Genomic DNA, 17660 nt, shown 5'->3' on the forward strand with positions numbered 1-17660 from the left:
CACGAAACCCGGGGCGATTCAGTGGAGGCGTTCCTGTCTGATTTGGCGGTGCGTCGGGATGTGTCGGCCAGCACGCAGAATCAGGCACTGGCTGCGTTGCTGTTTCTTTATAAACAAGTGCTCAAACTGGAGCTGCCCTGGCTGGGCGAGGTCGTGCGGGCCAAGAAGCCAGTGCGCTTGCCGGTGGTATTGAGTGTCGAGGAAGTGAAGATGGTGCTGGCGCAGCTTGAGGGTGAACTGTGGCTGATCGCCAGCCTGCTGTATGGCTCTGGTATGCGTTTGATGAAGGTGATGCGTTTACGGGTAAAGGATGTGGATTTCACCGGGCAGCAGATCGTGGTGCGTGACGGCAAGGGCATGAAGGACCGCGTCACGGTATTGCCGCAACGCCTGCGTGAGCCGTTGCGTAAACACTTGCTCGCAGTGAAGGCCGCGCACAATGCGGAGTTGCTGGCCGGGCGCGGTGATGTGTATCTGCCGGACGCGCTGGCGCGCAAGTACCCCAAGGCGCCGTGGGAGTGGGCGTGGCAGTACGTGTTTCCGGCACAGGGGTTGTCGACCGACCCTCGCAGTGGCGCGGCGGCGCCATCATGTCGATGAAAAACGCTTGCAGCGCGCTTTCAAGGCGGCGGTAGGGGCGGCGGGCATCATGGAACCGGCGACTCCGCATACGCTCCGCCATTCGTTCGCCACGCATTTGCTGGAAAGCGGCCAGGACATCCGCACGGTGCAGGAGCTACTCGGGCATGCGGATGTGAAAACCACGCAGATCTATACCCATGTGCTCAATCGCGGTGGCCTTGCGGTGCTTAGTCCGCTGGATCGGCCATGAGCCGAGGCGCTCGCCTCGTGCGCGCGGTGCGCATGGCGCACCCTACGACGGGTATTTCGTGGCGTTTTCGGCCCTTTCCCCCAGCCCCTCTCTCATGAATGGGACAGGGGTGCAGTAGGGAGCTCTCGATCAGGAGATCAGACCAGCTCGGCCCACATGTCGTACTCGTCGGCATCGACGATGCGTACGCGGACCTTGTCGCCGGGTTGGACGGTGGTGGTTTCGATGAACACGCTGCCGTCGATTTCCGGGGCGTCGGCCCAGGAGCGGCCGACGGCGCCTTCGTGGTCGACTTCATCGATCAGCACGTCCATTTCCAGGCCGATCTTGCGTTGCAGGCGCGCAGTGCTGATGGCCTGCTGGTGCGCCATGAAGCGGTCCCAGCGGTCCTGCTTGACGTCGTCGGGGACGATTTCCAGGTTCAGGTCGTTGGCCGGCGCGCCGTCCACCGGGGAGTACTGGAAGCAGCCGACGCGGTCGAGCTGGGCTTCGGTGAGCCAGTTGAGCAGGTACTGGAAGTCTTCTTCGGTCTCGCCGGGGAAACCGACGATGAAGGTGGAGCGGATGGTCAGCTGCGGGCAGATCTCGCGCCACTGCTTGATGCGCGCCAGGGTGCGGTCCTCGAAAGCCGGGCGTTTCATCGCCTTGAGCACTTTCGGGCTGGCGTGCTGGAAGGGGATGTCGAGGTAGGGCAGCAGCTTGCCGGCGGCCATCAGCGGGATGACGTCGTCGACGTTGGGGTACGGGTAGACATAGTGCAGGCGCACCCACACGCCCATGCTCGACAGCGCCTCGCAGAGTTCGAGCATGCGTGTCTTGACCGGGCGGCCGTCCCAGAAGTCGGTCTTGTACTTGAGGTCGACGCCGTAGGCGCTGGTGTCCTGGGAGATCACCAGCAGCTCCTTCACGCCGGCCTTGACCAGGCGCTGGGCTTCGCTGAGCACGTCGCCCACCGGGCGGCTGACCAGTTTGCCGCGCATGCTGGGGATGATGCAGAAGCTGCAGCTGTGGTTGCAGCCCTCGGAAATCTTCAGGTAGGCGTAGTGGCGCGGGGTGAGCTTGATGCCTTGCGGCGGTACCAGGTCGATCAGCGGGTTGTGCTCGATGTTCGGCGGCACCACCTCGTGCACGGCGTTGACCACCTGCTCGTACTGCTGCGGGCCGGTGACGGCGAGCACGCTGGGGTGCACGTCGCGGATCGCACTTTCCGACACGCCCATGCAGCCGGTGACGATCACCCGGCCGTTCTCGGCCAGCGCTTCGCCGATGGCGTCCAGCGATTCGGCCTTGGCGCTGTCGATGAAGCCGCAGGTGTTGACCACCACCACGTCGGCATCCTGATAGGTGGGCACGACTTCGTAGCCCTCCATGCGCAGCTGCGTGAGGATGCGCTCGGAATCGACCGTGGCTTTCGGGCATCCGAGACTGACGAAACCCACTTTGGGGGCGGTGGCGGTGGACATGGCGGCTAACCTCGAGGAGCGCTCCGGGAGGCGCCCTTGATCAAAAAGTGCGCAATTCTAGCGGCACGTCCGGGTCTTGGATAGCCTCGGCGTCGGTTCCCGCCGATTGGTCGCTAATGGCTGGCCGCGCGGATCTGCCCGAGGTGCCGGTCCGCCTCGTCCTGAACCTGTTGGCGCGCCGTGCGCAGGCGCCGGCGTTCGCTCCCGTCCACGAGTTCGCGCAGGTCCACGTCGAGGTTGATCAACAGCGCGCAGAGCCCGGCATGCAGGAGCAGGGCGCCGGCCTCGATATCGCTGACCAGGGCATCGGCGGTTTGCGGCCGCGCCTCGCTCGCGAGCGCCAGGGCCTGGGCGCAGCAACGTGCGGCGTCGAGCGAGACCGCCGAGGTCTTGCGCGCGGCGCGCTGCCGGTTGGGCGCCTGGGATTCGTCGTGCCGCAGCGCTTCCATATAGTCGGCGAAGGCCAGCACGTCGGCATCGGCGTAGTCGGCGAGGGCGTGCAGCAGTGTCTCGACTTGGGCGATCAGCGCGCCGCGCGCGGCTTGTGGCTGTTTCGCCTGAGAGGTGCGCAGGGCCATCAGCACCAGCGCCAGGCCGAGGTTGGCGCTGACCACCGCGGCGGCGCCGCAACTGGGTGTGGGCGATGGCGCGGCGACCGCGTCGCGGAACCGGGTGAGGCTCTGGGACCAGAGGGTTTCGTTGCGCGGCATGGACGATCTTCCTGGCTGACCCGCTTTTGAGCGCGCCCGGCGACGAGCGTTCATTCATCGGTTGTCGTTCGGCAACCGGCCGCGTGGGGGAGCGTTGCCGATCGTGGCCTGTCTACCGGTCAGGCAACCACGAGCGTAGGAAGTCATGCGGATCGAAGCCATCGTCGAGTATTTCAAGGAGCACCACCTGCTGCTGGCGACAGCCGAGTCCTGTACCGCGGGCAACATCATCACCCTGTTGGCGTCCTGCCCCGGCAGCGGGCGCTATCTGGACGCCGGCTACGTGGTCTATTCGCCGGATGCGAAGAAGCGCCTGCTCGCGGTGCAGCAGGCCACCATCGACCGCTTCGGCCTGACCAGCGAGCAGGTCGCCCGCGAGATGGCCGCCGGCGCGCTGCGCGATAGCCCGGCCAATGTCGTGGTCGCCACCACCGGCGTCGCCGGGCCGGATGGCCTCGACGGGATCGCGCCGGGCACCGTGTGCTTCGCCTGGGCATTCAGTGGGCAGGAGGAACTGCGCCTGTTTTCCCGCACCGAGCATTTCCCGGGCGACCGCATGGCCGTGCTGGGTGCGGCATCCAGTTTCGCGCTGGCCGAGATCCCGCGCCTGCATGCCAGTCTCGCCCGCCGTTGAGTCACTTCTCCTTTCAGCATGGGATACAGCCAATGAGCAACGATGTTTCCAGCCGTCAGCAACGCATCATCCGCGAACTGCAGGTGAGCCCGGAATTCGACGCGGCGAGCGAAGCGCGGCGGCGCATCGACTTCCTCGTCGCGCAGATGCGCAACAGCCGCCGGCATGTGCTGGTGCTGGGTATCAGCGGCGGTGTCGACTCCAGCGTGGCTGGGCGCCTGGCCCAGCTCGCCGTGCAGCAACTGCGCGAGGAGGGCGAGCCCGCCACCTTCATCGCCGTGCGCCTGCCCTACGTCGAGCAGCACGACGAGGCGGACGCGCGTGCGGCGCTGGACTTCATCCAGCCCGACGAGCTGCTGCGGGTCGACATCGGCCCGGCCAGCGACGCGCTATTGCAGGCGACTAGGGATGCCGGACTGGCGTTTCGCGACGCGGCGCAGGAGGATTTCGTCCTCGGCAACATCAAGGCGCGCCAACGGATGATCGCCCAGTACGCCATCGCCGGCGCGCGCGACGGCCTGGTGATCGGCACCGACCACGCGGCGGAAGCGCTGATGGGGTTCTTCACCAAACACGGCGACGGCGCCTGCGATGTGGCGCCGCTGTACGGGCTGAACAAGCGCCGCGTGCGCGCCGTCGGCCGCTGGCTCGGGGCTCCCGAGGCGCTGACCGAGAAGGTCCCGACCGCCGACCTGGAAAGCCTGCGCCCCGGCCACGCCGACGAAACCGCGCTCGGCGTGCGCTACGAGGAGATCGACGATTTCCTCGAGGGCAAGCCGGTGAGCGAGGATGCCAGCCGGATCATCCTGCGCACCTACGACAACAGCGCGCACAAACGGGCGCTGGCGGTCACGCCCTGAGGCCCCGCGCCGCTCAGCGCTGCAACTGCTCGCGCAGGTAAGGCGCGGTGCGGCTCACCGTGCTGCGCGCTACCTCGCGCGGCGCCCCGCAGGCGACCACGCGGCCGCCGGCGTCGGCAGCGCCGGGGCCGATGTCGATCACCCAGTCTGCCTGCGCCACCACATGCATGTTGTGCTCGACCAGCACCACCGTGTTGCCGTCATCCACCAGTTCGCCGAGTTTGGCCATCAGCCGGTCGATGTCCAGCGGGTGCAGGCCGGTGGTGGGCTCGTCCAGCACGTACAGCGTGGCGCCGCGCTGGCTGCGTTGCAGTTCCGACGCCAGCTTGATGCGTTGCGCTTCGCCGCCCGAAAGCTCGGTGGCGGGCTGGCCGAGGCGCAGGTAGCCCAGGCCGATGTCGCGCAGCAGCCGCAGCGGGCGCACGACGGCGGCTTCCTCGGCGAAGAAATCGCAGGCGGCGTCCACCGTGAGTTGCAGCACCTCGGCGATGTTCTTCTCCCGCCAGGTGACTTCCAGCGTCTGCGGGTTGTAGCGCGCGCCCTGGCAAGCCGGGCAGGGCGCGTAGACGCTGGGCATGAACAGCAACTCGACGCTGACGAAGCCCTCACCCTCGCAGGTGGCGCAGCGGCCCTTGGCGACGTTGAAGGAGAACTGCCCGGCATCGTAGTGACGGCGCCTGGCCTGCGGCGTGGCGGCGAACAGCTTGCGCACCCCATCGAACAGGCCGGTGTAGGTGGCGAGGTTGGAGCGCGGCGTGCGGCCGATTGGCTTCTGGTCCACCTGAACCAGCCGACGGATGCGCTGCATGCCGGCGACCACACGCCCCTCGGTCGCCGGCAGCACGGCGTCCTCCAGGCTCGCTTCCTCGCCGTCGGCGGCGGACACGGCATGGCCCAACTGGGCGCCGACCAGTTCCAGCAGCGCCTGGCTGACCAGGCTGGATTTGCCCGAGCCGGATACCCCGGTGACCGCGCACAGGCAGCCGAGCGGGAAGCTCACGTCTAGCCCGCGCAGGTTGTTGCGGGTGACGCCTTCCAGGCGCAGCCAGTCCGATGCCTGGCGCGGCGTCCGCTCGATCTTCGTCCGGCTGTCGAACAGGTACTGCCGGGTCTGCGACGCTTCGACGTCGGCTAGCCCGTCCGGCGGGCCGCTGTAGAGGATCTGGCCGCCGTGTTCGCCGGCCGCCGGGCCGACGTCCACCAGCCAGTCGGCGCGGCGCATGGTTTCCAGGTCGTGCTCGACCACGAACAGCGAGTTGCCGGCCTCCTTCAGTTGCTGCAGGGCGTCGAACAGCGCTTCGCCATCGGCCGGGTGCAGGCCGGCGGAGGGTTCGTCGAGCACGTAGATCACGCCGAACAGGTGCGAGGTCAGCTGGGTGGCCAGGCGCAGGCGCTGCAGTTCGCCGGAAGACAGGGTCGGCGTACTGCGCTCCAGCGCGAGGTAGCCGAGGCCGAGGTCGGTGAGGGTTTTCACCCGAACCAGCAGGTCCGCGGCGATGCGTTGGGCGGCCAGGCGCTTTTCCGGCGAGCGGTTGGCGGTGCGCCGCACGTCCGGCGCGCTGGCATGCGCGGAGCCGCCGGCCGCGATGCGCTGCTCCCGCGCGGCCTTTGCCGTGGGCCGGCCGCGCGGCGTCGGTGCCGGGTCGTCGGCGGAGGTGTCATCGGCGACCCGGCGCAACAGCTCGGCCAGTTCGAGCAGCGGCATCTGCGAGAGGGTGCCGATGTCGTGACCGGCGAAGGTCACCGAAAGCGCCTCGCGTTTCAGCCGCTTGCCGTCGCACAGTGGGCATGGGCTGCCGACCATGAACTGCGAAACACGCTTCTTCATCAGTGCGCTTTGCGAGTGGGTGAAGGTGTGCAGCACGTAGCGCCGCGCCCCGGTGAAGGTGCCCTGGTAGCTCGGCTCCAGCTTGCGTTTCAGCGCCTGGCGCGTCTCCTCGGGGCTCAGTCCGGCGTACACCGGCACCGTCGGCTGCTCGTCGGTGAAGAGAATCCACTCGCGCTGCTGGCGCGGCAGGTCGCGCCAGGGAATGTCCACGTCATAGCCGAGCGTGACCAGGATGTCGCGCAGGTTCTGCCCCTGCCATGCGGTGGGCCAGGACGCCACGGCGCGCTGGCGGATACTCAGCGAATCGTCCGGCACCATGGATCGCTCGGTGACTTCGTAGACGCGGCCCAGGCCATGACATTGCGGGCAGGCGCCCTGCGGGGTATTCGGCGAGAAATCCTCGGCGTAGAGCATCGGCTGCTCCGGCGGGTAGTCGCCGGCCCGCGAGTAGAGCATGCGTACCAGGCTCGACAGGCTGGTGACACTGCCGACCGAGGAGCGCGTGCTCGGGGTGCCGCGCTGTTGCTGCAGCGCCACGGCCGGCGGCAGGCCCTCGATGGCATCGACATCGGGCACGCCGACCTGGTCGATCAGCCGCCGGGCATAGGGTGCCACCGACTCGAAGTAGCGCCGCTGCGCCTCCGCGTACAGCGTGCCGAACGCCAGCGAGGACTTGCCGGAGCCGGAGACGCCGGTGAACACCACCAGCGAATCGCGGGGGATATCGACATCGACGTTCTTCAGGTTGTGCTCGCGGGCACCGCGCACGCGGACAAAACCGGAGTCGGTGGACGCGCGGACAGGGGCGGGCTTGCGGCGGGACGAAGGCATGCTGCGGACTCGTGACGACGGGGCGAAAGACTTATAAAGAAAAACCGCCCCGAGGGGCGGTTCTTCTTTCCAGCGACGGCTCAGACGTGGCTGTAGGCCGGCAGGCCCGAGCGACGCAGACGGCTGAGGGTTTCCACCTGCGGCAGTTCGCCGAAATGCAGCGCCACGTCGCGTTTCATCGTATTGACGAAGCGCTCGCGCTGGAATTCGTCGGATACCTGGGCGGCGCAGGCGGCACGCTTGACCAGGCTGCCATCGTAGTTCTTGAGGGTCACCAGGCAGCCGCGGTCAGGACGGGCAACGGCGGTGACTTCGTAGTCGGGGAAAGCGGCAGTTACGGCATTGAGCAGATCGTTCATTTTTTAGTTATCCAAAGCAGTTCAATTCCGCTTTGTTATCGCAGCATGCGTGCCAACTTTGTGCCTCTTATAAATCAATGACTTACATTAAATGATGGCGATAAGCTGCTAGCAGAATGCACGAATGGTCCGAAACGACCTTGCAAATCGCGCAATGGTTCCCGGTCAGTCATTCGAACTTCCGCCTTCTTAATGGCGGCCGGCCAGCGGAGGCCGCTTGCCCTGAATGTGATGAAACTGACCGGGCGACCGTTTCATCGAACTACTTGCCAGGCGGGGCGCTCGAAACCTCACATGCAGTGAGAAGGACATGAAGATGAGCCAGACCGATCGCCCCAGCCAATCCTCCATCGATCGCACGCCGCCCAACCTGCCCAAGCAGGATCAGGCCGGCAAACCGGTGGATGTGGTCAGGAAGGACATCACCCGTGATAACGAAGCGACCGAGACCGTCGCCAAGGTGATCACGCCGACCACCATCAAAACCAAGGAACAGGAAGCCGATGAAATCAATGCGGGCGCGGATCGCGTGGAGCGCCTGCTGAAGCGCTGAATCCGACCGCGTCACCGGGGGCGCCGCCGATTGGGCGCCGAGTAGCCAAATGCCTACACGCGCTGTCGCGGCTTGGCTCTACCGGCGTGCGCGTGCGCGCCGTAATCTCTGTTCCACGGATGGCGCGACGGATCGCACGAACCGCAGGATGAACCACCGAGCCAGGACGGCGCCTCGACAGGGATTTCGAGTCGGTACCACACAACCCGCTTCGGCGGGTTTTGTGTTTTCCGGGGTTCGGGAAAAGCCTCGAGTGGCGCCGGAGCCGCGCCTACGGCGTGGTCCGGGCCTTTATCGCATCGAGCAGGCGCGTGGCCAGTGCCGGGTAATCCTCGTCGTAATGATGGCCGCCGGGCAATTCCAGCGGCTGGCCGCTCAGCTCACCCAGCGTGCAGCCGGTTTCCGCCTTCTCTTCGACGCCATAGACGCACAGCACCTTCGCCGCCGGCAGCTTGCTCAGCTCAGGACCTATCGGTGCTTCCTGATTGACCTTGCCCAGCCAGCCCTCCACCTCGATCTCGAAACCGACGCTGCGTTCGGGCGCCAGCAGGATCAGTGAGCTCACCGTGTCCTGGGTCGCGGCCGGCAGGCGGTTGTAGATCGCCGGCAGCACGTTGGCGCCGAACGAGTAGCCGATCAGCGCGAAGTGCTTCACGCCGCGGGTTTCCTGGTAGTGCTTCATCAGCGCGGCGAGGTCGCTGGCCGAGCGTTCCGGGGTCTTGTGCTGCCAGTAGTAGCGCAGCGTGTCGACGCCGATCACCGGGTAGTTGTGCTGCGCCATCTGCTCGGCGACGTCGCGGTCGAGGTCGCGCCAGCCGCCGTCGCCGGAATAGAACAGGCTCAGCGTGTCGACCGGGTCCTTGGCCGGCACGTCGACCACCGGCATGGCCTCGCCCTGGCCGGCGAGCAGGCTCTGCAACTGCTGGTCGAGCAGTTGCGGCAGCGGCGTGTCGTAGTTGGCGATCTGCGTATGGGCGTTGTCCAGCGCACGGGCGAAGCGCGCGCTGGGATCGTCCGGGTTGTCGTTCCAGGCGATGGTCCACTGGCCATGTTCTGCCCGTTGCGGCAGCACGTCGGGGCAATCCGGCATCGACAGCGAGAAACCCACCGACAGCGCGCGCGCCTGGTCGCTGCCCTGGGCCGCCAGCCAGCGCCAGGCGAGCACGCCGCCCGGGCCGATACCGGCGACCAGCGTCGGCGCCTGTTTCAGCTGCGCCGCGGCATCGTTCATGTGCTGGCGTTGCTGTTCGCAACTGCCGGGCTGGAGAACGTACTGCACCAGCAGCGCGCCGCGCTCGGCCAGATTCAGCAGTTGCGCATCGCTCAGCCCCTGGCCTTCGGGTACGGCCACGACCACGCGCGCGCCGATCTTGCCCGGTGGCACGGCCAGGGTCACCGCGCTGCCATCGGCCAGCGTCGGGTGTTCGAGTTGCGCCCGCGGCGGCGGCTTGAGGAACCACCAGGCCACGCCCAGCAGCAGGCACGCCAGTACGAGGAGGGATGTCAGCGTCTTGCGACGGGAGAACGGTAAGGCCATCAGCGTTTCACCAATCCAGTCAGGCCGCCGGCGATCAGCGCGGCGGTATCGGCCAGGGCCAGTAGTGGGTTGAGTCCCGCGGGAACGGCCATGTAGCGCGGTTCCCATTCGGGGTCGAACTTGTCCTTGAAGCGGCGCAGGCCCTGGAAGTTGTAGAACTGCTCGCCGCGCTGGAACACCAGCGAGCCCAGGCGCTGGGCCAGCGGCGCGCCACGGCGCACCTGCAATCCGGCCAGCGGCACCATGCCGAGGCTGAAGTGCGCATACCCGGCTTCCTTGAAGCGCAGGATCAGGCCGAGCATGAGGAACTCCATGGTCAGCTTCGGCGCCTTCGGATGCACGCGCATCAGGTCGAGGCTGGCGACTTCCTTCTGATCGGTCTCCAGCAGGCTGGCGAAGGCCACCGGCTGGTCCTTGTCGAGCACCACGGCGATGCGGAAGTGGCGCAGGTAGTCGGTGTCGAAGCGGCCGAGGGAGAAGCCCTTTTCGCGCGCCTGCTTGCCCTGCATCCAGGCTTCGGAAATCGCCGCCAGGTGCTCCATCGGCGCCTCGCCGGGCGCATGGATCACCAGGCTGAGACCGTCGCGCTGGCCACGGTTCCAGGTGTAGCGCAGGTCTTTCTTGCCCTTGCTGTCGAGGTCGAAGGTGGCCAGGTCGACGCTGGCTTCCTCGCCGAGCTTGATCGCGCTCAGGCCGATGTCCATGTAGTACGGCAGGTTCTCGGCGCGCACCTGATAGAACACGGGGCGGGCGCGGTAGTGGTCGCAGAGGTCGCGGAACTGCCAGATCAGCTCGCCGCGTTCGGCGGCCGGGCCGATCGGGTCGAACAGCGCCACCAGGCTGCGGCCGCGTCGCGCGTACATCAGGAAGGCGTCGCCGTTGGGGTGGAAGAGGATCGCCTTGTCGCCGGTGAGCACCAGGCCGCCGTCCGGCTGGTCGGAGGCCTTGATGATGGCCAGCGCGCGTTGCAGTTCGGCTTCGTCGGGTTCGAGGATTTCCGGCGGCTGCGGGCGCAGCAGCCAGACCAGGCCGAGGATCGCCAGCAGCAGGAAGCTGCCCAGCGTCGCCCGCAGCGAGCGCGGGGTGTTGGCGTCCACCGCGAATTGCCACCACAGCTCATGGTCGTAGGGCACGTTCTGGTAGACGAAGAACATCAGCCAGGTCGAGGCCGCGAGCACGCACGCCGCGGCCACCAGGTTGACCGACGAGAGCGGCATCTCCAGCAGCCGGCTGGGGCGGTAGAAGGCCTTGCGGAACACCGCCAGCAGCACGGCGGTGATCGACAGCAGCATCGCCTCTTCCCAGTCCACGCCCTTGAGCAGCGACAGCCCGGCACCGACCACCAGCAGGGCAAGGGTCAGCGCCCAGGCGGCCGACAGGCGCTGGCGCAGGCCCTGGGCGAGCAGCAGGCAGAGCACGCCCACCAGGCTGGCGGCCAGGTGGGAGATGTCGATCAGCCGGTGCGGAATGAGGAAGCGCAGGGTGTCCAGGCGCTCGTCGATGGCCGGGGTCGCGCCGGAAAACAGCAGCACCACGCCGGCGAAGAACACCAGCAGCGAGAGCACCGGTGCCGCCAGCGTCGAGGCCAGGCGCAGGGCCTCGCGGCCGGCGCCGAGGAAACGCCGGGCTTCGTCGGCGAGCAGCAGCAGGCAGCCGAGCACCAGCGGCAGGCCGACGTAGATCAGCCGGTAGATCACCAGCGCGGCGGCCAGCGGCGCGGCGCCCAGTTGACCGGCGAAGGCGGCCAGCAGCACCGCCTCGAACACGCCGATGCCGCCGGGAACGTGGCTGAGCACACCGGCCGCCAGCGCCAGCAGGTAAACCAGCAGGAAGCTGCCGAACGGCGGCGCCTCGGGCAGCAGCAGATAGAGCACGGTGGCGGCGGCGCTGACATCGACCAGGGTGATGAACAGTTGCAGCAGCGACAGCTTCGCGCCGGGCAGGCGCAGTTGCCAGCGCGACACCTGCACCTCGACGCTGCCGGGCACGCCGCCTTGCGGCAACCGGCGGCGCGAGAGGAACAGCACCAGCGCGGCGCAGCCCAGCAAGATGGCCACGGCCAGCACGCCCACCAGCGGCGCCGGGAGTTTCAGCGCCTGGGCGGCGGCCGGCAGGTCGCTCAAGGCGGCGAGTGCGGACAGCGGCGGCAGTGCGCAGCCCAGCGAGAGGCTGGCGAACAGGCTGATCCGGGCGATGTCGCCGGCGCTCAGCCCTTCGCGGGCATACAGCCGGTAGCGTACCGAGCCGCCGGAGAGCAGCGAGAAACCCACCGCGTTGCCGATCGAGAAGGCGCAGAAGCTGCCCAGGGTCAGCCGCGACGCCGGCAGTTTCACCCCGGCGTAGTGCATCGCCGACCATTCATAGCCGAGCAGCGCGACGAAGCTCAGTGCCGTGGCCGCGAGGGCGCCATAGATGCTGGCCTGGGGTACGTCGAAGAGCGCGGCGCGGAGGCCGTCCGGATCGAGTTCGTGCAGCAGGTGCCAGCACGCCAGCAGGCCGAGCGCGAACAGGATCAGGGTGAGGGCGAGGCCAATGGGCTGGCGGTAGAGACTCAGGCGGTCGAGCCAACCAAGACGGGGGATGGGGCTGACGGCGACTTCGACGGGTTCCTGCATTGCGGCTCTCAGTGGCTGAACATGTTGCAGAGTGTGACCGTTCGGACTGCGGACCGCACCTCCGTCGGGAGGATTTTTTGTCCGGGCCGTCCACGGCTGTCAGGCAAAGGGTAGGTGGGTTTCGGGTCAAGGAAAGAAAAAGGCCACCCGAGCAGGTGGCCTTTTCGTTACGCCAGCGAAGTGCGTGGCGGATGGTGCGTCGCGCGGCTCAGCGCTCGTTCAGGCTGTCCCGCAGGTCGGTCACCTCGGCGCTGGAAACCGGCGAGGCGGAGTTGCCCCAGCTGTTGCGCACGTAGGTCAGCACGTCGGCGATGTTCTCGTCGCTGAGGTTCCAGGCGAACGACGGCATCGCCGGCGCGGTGGGTGCCGCCTCGGTGCCGCCGGCGCGGCTGCCGGCCAGGACCACGCGGATCAGCGAGGCGGTATCGGCGGTGTTCACCAGCGGGGCCTTGGCGAGTTTCGGGAACAAGTGCGCGATCCCTTCGCCGGAACCGACGTGGCAGGCCGAGCAGCGGTCGGCGTAGATCGCCTTGCCGGCGACCATCGCCGGGCTGTCCGAGGCCAGCGGTTCGACGGGCTTCGGCCAGTCGGTCCGCGGGTCGTCTTTGAGGTAGACCGCCACCGCCATCAGGTCCTCGTCCTTCCAGTGCTGGGTGGAGTGCTCCACGGCTTCGGCCATCGGCCCGGAGGCGATGTCGAAACGGTTGGCGCCGGTCTTCAGGTACTGGACGACTTCCTCGACGCTCCATGCGCCGATGCCGGCGTACGGATCGGCGGTGATGTTCGGCGCGACCCAGCCCTGCAGATCGGCGCCGGCGAGGAAGGCGTCGTTCTTGTCGCCCCCGGTCAGGCTTTTCGGCGTGTGGCAGGTGCCGCAGTGGCCGAGCCCCTGGACGAGGTAGGCGCCGCGGTTCCATTGCTCGGATTTCTTCGTGTCGGGCTTGAATTCGCCTTCCTCGAAGTTGAGCAGGTTCCAGGCGATCAGGCTGCTGCGCAGGTTGAACGGGAACGGCAGTAGGTTGGTTTCCACCGGGTTGTGCACCGGCTGGACGGTCTGCAGGTAGGCCCAGATGGCCTGGTTGTCCTCGCGGCTGACCTTGGTGTAGGCGGTGTACGGCATCGCTCCGTAGAGGCGCTTGTCGCCCGGCGCGTGGCCCTTGGACATGACGTTCTGGAAGTCCTCGAAGCTCCACCCACCGATGCCGGTCTCCGGGTCGGGGGTGATGTTGGCGCCGACCAGCTTGCCGAACGGGGTGTCGATGCTCACGCCACCGGCGAACAACGGCTTGCCCGGCTGTGTGTGGCACGCCGTGCAGTCGCCGAGGGTCGCCAGGTAGCGGCCTTTCTGCACCAGGTTGTAGGAGTCGCCGCCGCTGGCCGCGTTGGCCGTGCCGAGGCTCAGGGCGAGCAGGCCGGCGCACAGGGAGAAGGTGGTTTTCATACGCTGATCATCTCCCCCGGACGCTTGAGATAGAGCCTGCGGATCGCATCCGCGGCCTTGAAGGCCAGGGCGCCCACGGTGCCCGTCGGGTTGTAGCCGGGGTTCTGCGGGAAGGCCGAGGAGCCGACCACGAACAGGTTCGGCACGCCCCAGACCTGCAGGTGCTTGTTCACCGAGCTGTTCTTCGGATCGGCGCCCATGATGAAACCGCCGACGATGTGCGAGGACTGGTACGAGGTGTTCGCCCACGGCCCCTTGCGCGGCGAGGGGAAAAACGCCCGGGGGTTCATGCTCTTGGCGATCTCGGCGACCTTGTTGGTGCAGTACTCGGCCATGCGCAGGTCGTTCTCCGGGAAGTCGAAGGTGATGCGCAGCAGCGGGCGACCGTGCGGGTCGGTGTAGTTCGGGTCCAGCGACAGGTAGTTGGTGCGTTTGCTGTAGCTGCTCGCCTCGCAACCGATGGACATCGAGCTGGCGTAGTTCTCCACGGTCGCCTTCTTCCACTGCGAACCCCAGGCCGGGGTGCCCGGCGGCACCGGGCGCGAGTCGATCGGCGCGGCGCCGATCGGTGTCACCCGGGTGCTGCCGCCGCCGACGAAGCCAAGGCCCGCGTGGTCGAAGTTGTCGTTGTTGAACTCGTCGATGCCCATGCCGATGGCGCCGCCGCCGATGAAGGGATTGAAGTTCTTGTCATCGAAGAACATGCGCACGCTGTTGGCCGTCTGGTAGGCGTAGTTGCGCCCGGTGGTGCCGGTGTTGGTGACCGGGTCGTAGGGCTGGCCGACGCCGGAAAGCAGCATCAGACGCACGTTCTCGAAGATGAACGCGGCGACCACGACGATCTCCGCCGGCTGCTCGAACTGATCGCCGTTGGCATCGACGTAGATGATCCCGGTGGCTTTCTTGCCGGTGCTGTCCAGCGTGACCTTCAGCACTTCGGCATTGGTCCTGGCGGTGAAGTTGGGCTTGCGGATCAGCGCTGGCAGCACGTTGACGATGGCGCTGGCCTTGGAATAGTTGGCGCAGCCGTAGTTGGTGCAGAAACCGCAGAAGGTGCACGGCCCCATGGTCACGCCGTACTGGTTGGTGTAGGCCTGCGAGGCCAGCGCCGAGGGCACCGGGAACGGCTTGTAGCCCAGGTTGCGCGCGGCTTCGGCGAACAGCGTCGGGGCGTAGGTCTGAGCGGTCGGCGGGTTCGGGTATTCCCGGGAGCGGGCGCCCTCGAACGGGTTGCCGCCCTCGACGACGGTGCCGTTGAGGTTGCCGGCCTTGCCGGAAACCCCTGCCAGGCGCTCGAAGGCGTCGTAGTGCGGTTCCATTTCCTCCCAGGTGGTGCCCCAGTCCTGCAGGGTCAGCTCGGCGGGTACTTCCTTGCCATAGCGTTCCTGCAGGTAGCTGGCGAGGCGGAATTCAGTGGGCTGGAAGCGAAAGGTGATGCCGGCCCAGTGGTTGCCGGCGCCACCGGTGCCGTTGCCGGGGTGGAAGGAACCCCAGTCGCGCATCGGCAGGGCGGTCTCGGCCGGCGTGTTGCGCATCGTGCAGGTGTTCTGCTTGGTCCGCAGCATCAGTTCCTGGCGGCGGTTGTAGCGCAACTCGTCGGTGGCGGACGCCAGGTTGAAGTCCACGGCGGTGTCGCGCCACGGGCCGCGCTCGAAGCCCATCACGTTCAGGCCTTCGTCGGCGAGTTCCTTGGCGATGATCGAGCCCGCCCAGCCGAGGCCCACGACCACCACGTCGGTGGCGGGAAGTTTCTTAGGTGTAGCCATGTCGATTAACCCTTCTTGTTCCAGGCGGAGCTGCCGATGATGGAGAGCGGTACCAGGTCGAGCTTCTGGTTATGCAGCGCGATGTAGTCGCGGTAGTCATAACGCGCACCGGGGAAACCGATCATTTTCCAGCTCACCATGTCGCGGTTGCCGCCGTAGATCGGGTCGGCGAAGAAGCCTTCCATGGTGTTGCCCAGCACCTGCTGGAAGAAGAACTGGGCGTCGATGCCCTCGAGGGTGATCGCGCCTTTCTCCAGATCGGTCAGCACCTTGTCGCGCTGCTCGCCCTCGAGGCCGCTGAACGGCTTCTGGAACTGCGCCTGGCAGTACTTGCCGAGGGCGGCGAGGCCGATGCGGTAACGCTCCTGCGGCACCAGCGGCGACTGGTCCGCCTGCGCCGGCGTGCCCGGCGTGAAGGGGCCTTCGCGGTAGAGGCGGGCGAAGGTGCCGTACTCGCCGGCCAGCTGACGGTCGATGAATACCGCGCAGCCGGCGTCCTTGCCACTGACGCTGAGGTCGTCGGCGGGAATCAGGCGCTCGACGATCGCCTCGACTTCGCGGGCTTCCTCGGCCGTGAAGAACTGCCAGCCGGGTGTGTCGTAGTGCATCGGGCCGTTGTGGTCGAAGGGAATCCACCCGGGCGTACCGGCTACGGTGGCCGCCTTGGCGCTGGCGGCGGCGCCGACGGCGAGCGAAGCCGCCGACGAGACAAGGATCTGCCGTCGGGTAAAGCCTTTGGATTTATCGGTCATGCGAGGCTCCTGCGATACGCGTCTGACGAGCCGGGGGCTGCTCGCCGAAAGCGGCGTAGTCGCTATCAGTTCACGGTGGTGCCGTTGCCATGCAGGCGCAGGCGGAAACATCCACGTGGGGGCACGCGACCTTTGAGGGGCAGGGGCCAGGTCGATGCGCTGCACCGGAACCGATTGGCCGTGGTCCGTTGGTCGTCTCTTCCCGACGTTTTTATAGGGTAAGGTGTTACAAATTGTCGCAGTGAAAAAGTTGTGCAATTCACTGTTACAAATTTGATATCAATCCAGCCGTTTTTGTTCCCGCAGGGCTTGACGCCATGTAGGCCGTTGATTCCAGCGGATCGAGGGTAGAGATGCGGCGTGCGACCGAGCGCAGAAAGGGTTCGGCATCAGGGAGCTGATGCGCGCCTTCTCTCGTCGCGAAGGGGGATGTCGGTCAGTCGATCCGTTGGCGCTGCGGCTGCGGAAACCGGTCCTCGGATCAGCCCGCGCGCCGGCGAGGCGCGGCGATTCCCGCGCCGGGGCGGGAAAAGGCGAACAGCAGGAAGGTCTCGGTAAAGTCCAGCAGTTCCTGGGCTTCCTCCTCGGCGACGTCGTCGTCGAGCAGCGTCGCGGCGCTGCCCTCGATGCGGACGAAATGACCCCAGGCAGCCAGCGCCGACGGGATCACGCCCTCGTTGCGCAGACGATGGAAACGCTCGCGCAGGCCGGCGGTGCCCGGCAGCAGGTCGTGGCTGGCCAGGTCCAGCGCGCTGACACAGAGTGTCGCGCAGGCTTCGAAGTCGCCGAGTGCCAGCCGCGCGCGGGCCGCCGAGAGGCGATCCGCTGGCTGCAACGGCGTGGCGAAGGGCGCGGGGATCGCCCGCGGTTTCGGATACACCGCGTGGACGACGAACGGCAGCGCCGGCGCGATCTGCCCGCCGTGACGCGGAAGGGTGATCGAGCCGGGGCCATCCAGCGGGCCGTCGAGTCCGGCAGAGGCCAGCAGTACGTCGACGCGGCGCGTACAGGTGTTGCAGCTCATCTGCAGGCGCCAGCGCGAGCCGGACTCGTTCTTGCGCAGCAGCGTCTGTCGGCACGAGGTGAAGGTGCGCTTGGTGGCCAGGCAATGCGGGCAGGTTCCGACGTAGTAAACAGTACCCATCTGCGCTCTCCACTGCGGCGACCGATGTGTCCGGTGTTGTAGAAAGCTCCGACCATGCGTGCCTGCAGGCGTTCCGGCAGCGGCAGCGGTTTTCTTCCGAGCCGCGTGCGGCGGGACGAATCGGCCGCGGAACTGTCCCTAGCGGAGACGGGCATCGCCGTCCGTCGCGATAGGATGCAGGCCCGCCTCGAGGCGAGGCTCTCTCAATTTCCGGCCCTGATAGGGATGACGTTCATGTGGCGTGTACTTCTGCTTACCCTGACTTCGCTGCTGGTGCTGGCCTCGGCGGCCTGGGCCGCGTTGGCGCTGAGCTACCGGCTGCCCGGCCCGACGGC

The 17660-nt window shown here is 67.1% G+C and carries 13 protein-coding genes and 1 pseudogene; 4 read left to right on the forward strand and 10 right to left on the reverse strand.

Annotated features, from left to right (window positions below; translation table 11 throughout):
• Positions 1-21: 21 nt before the first annotated feature.
• Positions 22-832, forward strand: a pseudogene (locus tag B3E91_RS15325) (integron integrase).
• A 137-nt stretch (positions 833-969) separates the two neighbouring features.
• On the opposite strand, the gene rimO reads toward B3E91_RS15325, so the two are convergent.
• Positions 970-2295 carry a 30S ribosomal protein S12 methylthiotransferase RimO gene (gene rimO, locus B3E91_RS15330; protein ID WP_287030268.1) on the reverse strand — a complete coding sequence of 442 codons (1326 nt, stop codon included), beginning with the start codon at positions 2293-2295 and terminating at the stop codon, positions 970-972.
• A gap of 113 nt (positions 2296-2408) precedes the next feature.
• The gene (locus tag B3E91_RS15335) at positions 2409-3005 is read right to left on the reverse strand and encodes a cyclodeaminase/cyclohydrolase family protein (RefSeq protein ID WP_287030269.1); all 597 of its coding nucleotides are present in this window, start codon (positions 3003-3005) and stop codon (positions 2409-2411) included.
• A gap of 145 nt (positions 3006-3150) precedes the next feature.
• On the opposite strand from B3E91_RS15335, the gene B3E91_RS15340 reads away from it, so the two are divergent.
• Positions 3151-3639: a CinA family protein gene (locus B3E91_RS15340; RefSeq protein WP_287030272.1), complete on the forward strand. Its 489-nt coding sequence runs from the start codon at positions 3151-3153 to the stop codon at positions 3637-3639.
• Between the two features lie 32 nt (positions 3640-3671).
• Positions 3672-4499 (forward strand): ammonia-dependent NAD(+) synthetase, encoded by an 828-nt coding sequence (gene nadE, locus B3E91_RS15345; protein WP_287030273.1) that lies wholly within the window; start codon positions 3672-3674, stop codon positions 4497-4499.
• Between the two features lie 13 nt (positions 4500-4512).
• Here nadE and B3E91_RS15350 read toward each other — a convergent pair whose 3' ends face one another.
• Positions 4513-7158 carry an excinuclease ABC subunit UvrA gene (locus B3E91_RS15350; protein ID WP_287030274.1) on the reverse strand — a complete coding sequence of 882 codons (2646 nt, stop codon included), beginning with the start codon at positions 7156-7158 and terminating at the stop codon, positions 4513-4515.
• Positions 7159-7238: 80 nt separating this feature from the next.
• Positions 7239-7517, reverse strand: a complete 279-nt coding sequence (locus B3E91_RS15355) for a DUF3509 domain-containing protein (RefSeq protein ID WP_090228256.1) — start codon at positions 7515-7517, stop codon at positions 7239-7241.
• A 316-nt stretch (positions 7518-7833) separates the two neighbouring features.
• Between B3E91_RS15355 and B3E91_RS15360 the strand changes: the two genes are divergently transcribed.
• Positions 7834-8070: a hypothetical protein gene (locus B3E91_RS15360; RefSeq protein ID WP_287030275.1), complete on the forward strand. Its 237-nt coding sequence runs from the start codon at positions 7834-7836 to the stop codon at positions 8068-8070.
• Between the two features lie 271 nt (positions 8071-8341).
• Here the strand turns inward: B3E91_RS15360 and B3E91_RS15365 are convergent, their stop codons facing one another.
• The 6 genes from B3E91_RS15365 to B3E91_RS15390 form a co-directional block, all read right to left on the reverse strand.
• The gene (locus B3E91_RS15365; RefSeq protein ID WP_287030278.1) at positions 8342-9607 is read right to left on the reverse strand and encodes a virulence factor family protein; all 1266 of its coding nucleotides are present in this window, start codon (positions 9605-9607) and stop codon (positions 8342-8344) included.
• On the reverse strand, positions 9607-12222 hold the full coding sequence (gene mprF / locus B3E91_RS15370) for a bifunctional lysylphosphatidylglycerol flippase/synthetase MprF (protein WP_287030280.1): 2616 nt from the start codon (positions 12220-12222) through the stop codon (positions 9607-9609). Before mprF ends, B3E91_RS15365 begins: the two co-directional genes overlap by 1 nt.
• Positions 12223-12430: 208 nt before the next feature.
• Complete coding sequence (locus B3E91_RS15375; RefSeq protein WP_287030286.1) at positions 12431-13663, reverse strand: c-type cytochrome; 1233 nt, start codon at positions 13661-13663, stop codon at positions 12431-12433.
• Positions 13660-15429 (reverse strand): GMC family oxidoreductase, encoded by a 1770-nt coding sequence (locus B3E91_RS15380; RefSeq protein ID WP_287030288.1) that lies wholly within the window; start codon positions 15427-15429, stop codon positions 13660-13662. The genes B3E91_RS15375 and B3E91_RS15380 overlap by 4 nt, the downstream gene beginning before the upstream one ends.
• 5 nt (positions 15430-15434) lie before the next feature.
• Positions 15435-16181 carry a gluconate 2-dehydrogenase subunit 3 family protein gene (locus B3E91_RS15385; protein WP_090228243.1) on the reverse strand — a complete coding sequence of 249 codons (747 nt, stop codon included), beginning with the start codon at positions 16179-16181 and terminating at the stop codon, positions 15435-15437.
• Positions 16182-16662: 481 nt separating this feature from the next.
• Entirely contained in the window at positions 16663-17325 is a 663-nt protein-coding gene (locus tag B3E91_RS15390; RefSeq protein ID WP_287030290.1) for a DUF4145 domain-containing protein, read from the reverse strand.
• Positions 17326-17660: the final 335 nt, after the last annotated feature.

This window comes from Pseudomonas sp. UBA6310, assembly GCF_002438225.1.
GTDB classification, from domain to species: Bacteria; Pseudomonadota; Gammaproteobacteria; order Pseudomonadales; family Pseudomonadaceae; genus Pseudomonas_O; species Pseudomonas_O kuykendallii.

Coding starts and splice junctions, on each gene's coding strand:
- rimO (WP_287030268.1), bottom strand. CDS start 2,295: ATGTCCACCGCCACCGCCCCCAAAGTGGGTTTCGTCAGTCTCGGATGC.
- B3E91_RS15335 (WP_287030269.1), bottom strand. CDS start 3,005: ATGCCGCGCAACGAAACCCTCTGGTCCCAGAGCCTCACCCGGTTCCGC.
- B3E91_RS15340 (WP_287030272.1), top strand. CDS start 3,151: ATGCGGATCGAAGCCATCGTCGAGTATTTCAAGGAGCACCACCTGCTG.
- nadE (WP_287030273.1), top strand. CDS start 3,672: ATGAGCAACGATGTTTCCAGCCGTCAGCAACGCATCATCCGCGAACTG.
- B3E91_RS15350 (WP_287030274.1), bottom strand. CDS start 7,158: ATGCCTTCGTCCCGCCGCAAGCCCGCCCCTGTCCGCGCGTCCACCGAC.
- B3E91_RS15355 (WP_090228256.1), bottom strand. CDS start 7,517: ATGAACGATCTGCTCAATGCCGTAACTGCCGCTTTCCCCGACTACGAA.
- B3E91_RS15360 (WP_287030275.1), top strand. CDS start 7,834: ATGAGCCAGACCGATCGCCCCAGCCAATCCTCCATCGATCGCACGCCG.
- B3E91_RS15365 (WP_287030278.1), bottom strand. CDS start 9,607: ATGGCCTTACCGTTCTCCCGTCGCAAGACGCTGACATCCCTCCTCGTA.
- mprF (WP_287030280.1), bottom strand. CDS start 12,222: ATGCAGGAACCCGTCGAAGTCGCCGTCAGCCCCATCCCCCGTCTTGGT.
- B3E91_RS15375 (WP_287030286.1), bottom strand. CDS start 13,663: ATGAAAACCACCTTCTCCCTGTGCGCCGGCCTGCTCGCCCTGAGCCTC.
- B3E91_RS15380 (WP_287030288.1), bottom strand. CDS start 15,429: ATGGCTACACCTAAGAAACTTCCCGCCACCGACGTGGTGGTCGTGGGC.
- B3E91_RS15385 (WP_090228243.1), bottom strand. CDS start 16,181: ATGACCGATAAATCCAAAGGCTTTACCCGACGGCAGATCCTTGTCTCG.
- B3E91_RS15390 (WP_287030290.1), bottom strand. CDS start 17,325: ATGGGTACTGTTTACTACGTCGGAACCTGCCCGCATTGCCTGGCCACC.